At 38.1% G+C, this 7,782-nt stretch carries 4 protein-coding genes and 2 pseudogenes; all 6 read right to left on the bottom strand.

All coding sequences use genetic code 11. The annotated features are described in order from the left end of the window. Positions 1–1,018, bottom strand: a pseudogene (locus HX13_RS17430) (glutamate synthase-related protein); the annotation flags it as partial. A gap of 65 nt (positions 1,019–1,083) precedes the next feature. Further along, positions 1,084–2,422, bottom strand: a pseudogene (gene mtaB / locus HX13_RS17425) (tRNA (N(6)-L-threonylcarbamoyladenosine(37)-C(2))-methylthiotransferase MtaB). 69 nt (positions 2,423–2,491) lie between these two features. Further along, positions 2,492–3,079, bottom strand: a complete 588-nt coding sequence (locus HX13_RS17420) for a DUF1572 domain-containing protein (RefSeq protein ID WP_050022129.1) — start codon at positions 3,077–3,079, stop codon at positions 2,492–2,494. Between the two features lie 223 nt (positions 3,080–3,302). Further along, complete coding sequence (locus HX13_RS17415; RefSeq protein WP_050022128.1) at positions 3,303–4,772, bottom strand: hypothetical protein; 1,470 nt, start codon at positions 4,770–4,772, stop codon at positions 3,303–3,305. A gap of 213 nt (positions 4,773–4,985) precedes the next feature. Next, positions 4,986–7,082 (bottom strand): T9SS type B sorting domain-containing protein, encoded by a 2,097-nt coding sequence (locus HX13_RS17410; RefSeq protein ID WP_050022127.1) that lies wholly within the window; start codon positions 7,080–7,082, stop codon positions 4,986–4,988. Between the two features lie 154 nt (positions 7,083–7,236). Continuing rightward, positions 7,237–7,719: a hypothetical protein gene (locus tag HX13_RS24725; RefSeq protein WP_238555460.1), complete on the bottom strand. Its 483-nt coding sequence runs from the start codon at positions 7,717–7,719 to the stop codon at positions 7,237–7,239. Positions 7,720–7,782: the final 63 nt, after the last annotated feature.

Here is a 7,782-nt window from a genome sequence, read left to right as displayed (position 1 = left end):
CTCCTTCTGCTCCGTCTATTGTAATAAAGTCAGGATAAAATTTTCAGAACATTCATTTGCACACAGATATCTTCAAATTCCTTAGTATCCCCGATGCAGAGTTTAAACCCAACCGGTTTACCTCCTGAAAGCTCCCTTAATTCCTGCACAAACCTCAACAATCCCGCTGCATCTGAAAAAAAGCTGTATGTGAAGGTGGCGAAATTACCGTCATTCCCGGAGTTACGTGACGAATGGCAGCAATCTCCGGCGTATTTTTCACCCCCGGAAGCACCCCTCCATGGCCAGGCTTAGCCCCCTGTGATAGTTTGATTTCAATCATTTTCACATTAGGAAGTGTAGCATATTTCGTAAACAATTCAGGATTGAATTTTCCTTCTTCGTCCCTGCATCCAAAATACCCGGTTCCGATCTGCCAGCATAAATCTCCTCCTTCCAAATGATAAGGAGAAATACCTCCTTCCCCTGTATTATGATAAAAATTACCCTTTTTAGCCCCTCGGTTTAAAGAAATCTGGGCCCTGTCACTTAATGCACCGAAACTCATTGCTGAAATATTGAACAAAGAAGCATGATAAGGCTGTGTACACTGCTCTCCTCCAACCCAGACTCTCGGAAGTTCTTCCGATGGCGATTTGGCATAAATAGAATGCTTGATCCCCTCGTATTTCCTGTGATTAACTTCCAGCTGTGTACCAAAAGCTACCGTATCACTTAAATTTTTTGCCCGTCTGTATACTGCAGAACGCTGATTTCTTGGAAATGGCTTCCCGTCTGTTTCTCTTTCGATAAAGTATTGCTGCATTTCCGGAGAAATACTTTCAAAAAAGTACCTGAAATATCCCAATACGGGAAAATTCCTTAAAATAGCATGTTTTGATTGGTATGCGTTATACACTCCCAATGCATAAATAGCGGACAACAGCGTGGGTATCCAATAATGCGCTCTGATCAGTAATGCCACTATCCATGTAGCAATTACTAATACAATTCCCCAAGATAAAAACTTATCTCTCATGAATGTAGTATTTAAAAGTTTAAAAATAAATTTAGTGGAAATTTTGCAAAGAGACTATGCTTTTGCTAAAAAAATTTTTGATAGGAAGATTGCACAGAAACTGTGCCATCTGACAGTATTTTTTCTAAATTTAGAAATTCAATCTGGTTGACGGAAGCAGGGTCAAAATCCTTCTGGACTCTCACATAATTTTCTGTGAAGCCAAACATTTTCCCGTCTTTATTTTCGTGCTCCCACAGCACAGGAAGTGTTTTCCCAAGCTGGGTCTGATAAAATGCCATTTTTTTCTTTTCGGAAAGGATTCTCAACATTTTATTACGCTTTTTTCTCTCGGCAACAGGAACTACTCCATCCATCGCTGCGGCTTCTGTATTTTCTCTTTCAGAATAGGTAAATACATGAAGATACGTTATAGGCAGTTCGTTAAGAAAATTATAGGTTTCCATAAACTTCTCTTCTGTTTCTCCCGGAAATCCGACAATAACGTCCACCCCGATAGCCGCATCAGGCATTACCTCGCGGATTTTGTTCACTCTATCACTATACAGTTTTGTCAGGTACCGGCGTTTTCATTTTTTTCAATAAATCATCACTTCCTGACTGCAACGGAATATGAAAATGCGGAACAAAGCTTCTGCTTCTGGAAACCAGTTCAATGCTTTCATCTTTCAACAGATTGGGCTCAATGGAAGAAATACGGATTCTTTCAATTCCTTCTACTTTATCGAGTTCAGAGATCAGATCCAGAAAGGTATGTTCGTGTCTTTTATTACCGAACTCCCCTTTACCATAATCACCGATATTTACTCCTGTAAGAACAATTTCTTTAATATCTCTTGCTGCAATCTCAGCAGCATTTCTCAAAACATTCTCAATGGTATCCGAACGCGATATTCCTCTTGCCAACGGGATGGTACAGTATGTACATTTATAATCACATCCGTCCTGTACCTTTAAAAAGGCTCTTGTACGGTCTCCTATCGAATAGCTTCCGATAAAGAAATCAGTTTCTTCAATTTCACATGAATGAACAATTCCTTCATTTTCTGATTTTTCCAAATCATCAAGATAACTCAGGATATTGAATTTTTCTTTGGCTCCCAATACCAGATCCACACCTTCAATCTGCGAAATTTCTTCAGGCTTCAGCTGGGCATAGCATCCAACAATAACTACCAATCCATCGGGATTGGCTTTCATTGCTCTTTTTACGTGAAGCTTACATTCACGGTCAGCATTTTCAGTTACAGAGCAGGTATTGATGACATATACATTTGCTTTTTCATCAAAACCTACCTTATCATATCCTGCATCTGTTAATTGACGGGCAATAGTAGATGTTTCCGCAAAGTTTAATTTGCAGCCAAGGGTATGATATGCGGCAGTTCTTTGAAAAGTAGACATGTGTTACTCCTGAATTTTATGGGTGCAAAGATAGTAATTTTAATAAGAATCCAAGATTGATTCAGTCTATTACTTGTATTCATCCCTTACTTCAGGGCTGTTTTGAAAACACACCGGGGAAGAATTGGTATCAGCTTCTTCTCCTGAAAACCTGTTTTTCATTCCTGCATTAAATTCCTGAGATTTATTTCTGGCAATAGAAAGTGTTTTCCAGTCTTCGTTTTTAACCATTTTAGCGATGTAAACAATCTGTCCTATATGATAAGGATAATGGGTTAATTGTCTGAAAACAGCATCGATAACAGAATGTGCTTCTCCTCTTATGTAAATCGTGGAATACAGGTTCTCATCATTTATCTGGTTTAAAGCTTCAAAAAGACACTTCCATCCTGTTTCCCAATAGCTGATCACTTCATCTTTTGTTTTAAAAGTATTCACAAACTCCTGATCCCTGTCACGCCAGTTTTTTTCACCATCTTCAGTTAGAAAATCAGTCCATCTCGAAAGCATGTTCCCAGCGATATGTTTTACAATTACGGCAATAGAATTACTCTCTTCGTTATATTGCCAGAAAACCTGTTCTTCGGAAAGCTGAGTAAAGGTTTTATCTCCGAGTGATTTATAATACTCAAATCGTTTAATAAACAGTTCTTTCATTTTTCTAATTTTGATTAGTCATGTAAAATTAGAAATAAAATTATAAGGTAGAAAATAAATATCCGGCTATAGTCCTATAGCTTTCATACGATATACACTATTGATACTCAACCACTTCAAATTAAAGCCTGTAAAATAAAACCCGGAATAAAATTTTGTTTTACTCCGGGTTAACCATTTTTGTCCTTTACCCTCAGGTTTCCGGACTAATTATTTCTTATTCTTATTCAAATACTACTACCAGACTGTTGCTGCCTGATTCATTAGTTCTTCCCAATTGATTATTAGCACCATAACCGGCCCCATAAATTTTATTTTTTCCACCGGCACTACTTGTTGTAACATACATATTATAATATCCTAAACTGATACCTGTATAAACATTGCCCACAGGAGATGTAGCCGGAGTAACTGAAGTAAGACTGGCAACAAATGCCGTACTCCCTGTACCTAGCTTACCATTGGTAGAAGAACCTGCCACATAGATTTTATTTTGATTGGTAAGCAACCCTACTCCATAGTACATAGAGATATCACTGAATCTTTCACCTGTTTGTAAAGCAGCAGTAATATTTGTAGGACCTGCATATACACCACCTCCTCCATGGTAATAAAGGTAACCGAATGCAAAATATCTTCCCTGATTCGTTATAAAACCACCTCCATCAAAGGATCCATCATCCAAAACAACTTTCACAACGCTTTCTCCGGCATTAAGGGTAAAGTTGGGATTCAGTAAGGTAGGAGTTGAAGCAACGCTTACATTCGTAGGTAATCCCAGTCTTCTTGAAGTAGTACTATTCGTTCCCCAAACGTATACATTCCCGTTACTGGTTACTGCTATTGCACCATAGTAAAATACATCCATATCTACTACTTCCTGGTTATCAAAAAAAGGAATTTTCTGGAAATTCAAAGCATCTCCTGATGTTGTTCCATTCCCCAATGTTCCATAACCGGCATATCCTGACACATAAAGTTTTTTATCAGTACCTAAGACAAGAGTATTGTAATATCCTGTTCTTACCTTTGAAGCTGAAACCCCTCCCGGCAGGGAAATTTTGCGGGGAGCATTTACTGTAGTGGTATTGCCCGTTCCATTTTTTCCGTTGTTATTATATCCCCATACCCAAAGCTCTCCATTGGCTGTTACGGCTGCTCCGTTATAATACCCCATATCTATATCTGCACTTGTGCGGTCAAAAACGGCACGCGGATAGTTATTGGTACCATTGGTAACGGTACCTATTTGGTTATTATTCTGGTATCCCATACCATAAACAACATTTCCTCTTGAGGCATCAGTATATATGGCTGCATAATAATGGCCTGCCGCTATCTTGGTTGCTCTTGCAGGAACTTTTCCGTTGTATATTATTTCCTGCTCTATGATATTAATTACAGAAGATTTGTCCAATAAGCAATCTGACCATGCCCGGTCAGCATCACTTGTTTTCAGTCTTATACAGTGCTCTTTGTTATCATACACTGCTGTGGCTTCTAAGGGGGTTGTCATGCTTCTGGCAACGGTAATCTGTGCAGAATCTACTCTCGGCAGGATCATTCCTAATGGTGAAGTTGTGTTTTGCATGTGCAAAATGCCTTCAGGAGTTAATGTATTGATACCTACCTGGCTATATGCGGTTAAGGCAAAAAGGAATGTCGAGATCAGTAAATGTAACTTTTTTCTCATAATTTTTTTTCATTTATGTTTTCAGGCAAATATAAACAATATTATTAATTGATGAGAAAATAATATAATTTATTTCAGATCATTGAGATTTCCTTACCAGAGCGATCTGGCTGAACTTGTGCTCAGCCAGATGTATCTAAAATTTAAAAAAGTTCTTCCTTTTTACCGTTTCAATTTCATTCCTGCATCACTTTGCAATGATAAAAATTAAAGTTATTCCCTGTTTTTAACCAATACCCATCCTGAATATTTAACAGGTGTACTCATTTTATCATTTTCATTCCATGTCACAGAATACCAGTAAGTACCGGTTGGGACTTTTTTTCCTGTAAGGGTACCATCCCATTTGTATCCGTTAAACCGGTCTGCCTGGTGAATTTTGTTGCCATATCTGTCAAAAATATTCAATACCAGATTCTGCTTCCCTGCCAATGCGGAATAATCAATAACATCATTGACTCCGTCGGCATTCGGGGTAATCACATTCACCAGGTTAGGAACAACAATGTTAATTTCTATGGGATTACAGTCATAAGTGTCCCTGACAAATACCTTATGATCTCCTCTTGAAAGGTTATTGAACACATTGGATTCCTGCCAGGTAATGTTATCTATAGAAAACTTATAAGGCGGATTTCCTCCTTTTACAAACACGGTAATGGTATTATTTACAATTTCAATGGCCGTAACAACCGGCTGTTGCGAAGGGTAAACTTTCACATGCTGGATAACCGTACAGTTACCTGTTGTAAGTTTTACCCAGTAAGCACCAACTCCTACATTATGAATAACCTGGGTAGTAGCTCCTGTACTCCATTCATATGTTTTGAATCCCGGACCGGCATCCAGTGATGTTTTAGCCTCTGCACAAATGGTTTTATCTTTAAGGACATCAGAATATACCGGTGGAATAACGCCTAAAGTAATTTTTGCGACAGCATAGCATCCCTGCGCATTAGAAACCCTTACATATACCACTCCGTTTGGTGCAATATAATTGATTACAGAAGTGATTTCATTGGTTTGATTGATTGCATCCGCCATCGAAGGATAATATTTTTTCCCGGCGACCGGCTGTGTTGTCACACTTGCTTCTGTAAGATTGAATACCGCAGCAGACGGATCCGTTTCCAGAGCACAGGATCTTAAAGTAGTATCATTAACAACGACTACAGGATAAAATTTCAGTGTAATCTGCGCAATAGCGGTACAGCCAAAGGTTGAAATTATTTTTACATAAACTGTTCCTTCCGCAGACACAAAGGCTGAAGGCGTTGTAATTTCATTAGTTCCCGCATTAAGATCCGCCAGGGAATTATAATATTTTTTGGTCACATTAGAAGCAGAAATGACATCGGCTGTTGTTAAATCAAACACTGCAGTACCCGCATTGTTATTATTGCACTGGATCAGGGTTGCATTTTTTGCTGTAATAGAAGCATCCCTGAACTTAAACTTCCCGATCTGTTTACATTGATTAAGCGGATTATTGGGATTGACAGGATCGGTATAGCTGATACTATAATAAAAAACGGTACTTGTATTGACGGTCATAGGGGTTGTAATAGGATTCTGTCCTGTCAAAGCCTCATTCTGACTGTGATGATAAGTCACACTAAAATGTTGATTTCCATTAAGTATTCCTGCAGTTAATGAAGAGAAATCAAATAAAATGGTACCGGAACATAATACTATTTCTTTAGGGTCAGCCGGATTTGCTGCAGGAATTCCGGGAGCTATAAATGGATGAGGTGTCAGTACCGGATCGGTGAATGGAGAAGCTAATGTGGCTGTTCCACCCCAGGTCAGAGAAAAAGGGGACATGGTACTGCTTGTTGCGCTCACCCAATTATCAATATACAGGTAATAGGTTTGTCCTGCCAAAACATCCAGATACCGGCAATATGGTGTTGCTGATCCTCCGGGAGCGCTTAGAATGGTACTTGTCATATTTAACCCTGTAATAGGACTTACCCCCACAACTGTGGCAGCATTACAGCGTATGGGTGTTCCTAAATTCCCACAGGTAACATTGGGACCATAGATGGCCCAGTCGTAATCTGCATCCGGATCATTGGGGGTTAAATCAAAGGTAAGGGTACCACTGGTAGCAATGGTTATTTTGTACCATATCGAATTATGCTCACCCAGTATCAGACAATCTCCTAAAAATTCATCTACATTTCCTATTCCTGCCGGACTGTAGGTAATACTGGAGTTTCCACAAACGGATAAGGCCGTAGAACAATCTGCCTGTGAATAAAAAGTATGCGATATGCACACAAGAAGAAACAGTAAAAATTTTCTCATAGGTATATGTTTTCATGGTTGAATGGTTTTACATCAAATAATACTCATCCATACCAAATATACCCAATATTTCAATTACAAATAAGAAAAATCAAATAATTTTAAATTAATTTAAATTAAAATAGAAAACCGTTGAATAAACAACAATATCATTTCACTTTATGCTTGTAATATTACCGCAAAGATTTTCCAGGTGAAAAATTTTATGAAAAGGGCTTTTCACTTCCTTCAAATGCTCTTTATCCTGGATAAACGTATATCTTGAAGCAATAGAATTCATATCAGAAACAATCACAAGCCAGCACTCGTCTACAGAAGTATCATAGTAAGGGAACTTTTCATTTTTTTTCTCGATAAGCTCCAGAATTTTCTCTGAGCAAAGTTCATCAAAAAGATTCATGCTGTATTCATGGGTAATAAAAACGTTTCTCCGGTGAAAGGATTTCCTTACGCTTTTCACACAGCCTACAGCTTTATTTTTTTTTATACTTTTATAGATACTGATAATATTTTCCTGTTGTACTTCCAGATTATCGAATTTTATATTAGGGTGAAATTCCAAAAAATAAACACCACGATATTTCGTAGTGTCTTCTTGTTCTAATAATATTTCTGCCTGGCGGAACATCTTATTCAAAGTACTTTCTACTTTTTTTCATTTCCAGATGATTGATCACTTCGGTCAATTCTATTCCGATTT

This window comes from Chryseobacterium sp. P1-3 (assembly GCF_000738495.1).
GTDB lineage: Bacteria > Bacteroidota > Bacteroidia > Flavobacteriales > Weeksellaceae > Chryseobacterium > Chryseobacterium gallinarum.
Note: the sequence above shows the minus strand (reverse complement) of the source record. Positions and strands in the feature narration are given on the sequence as shown.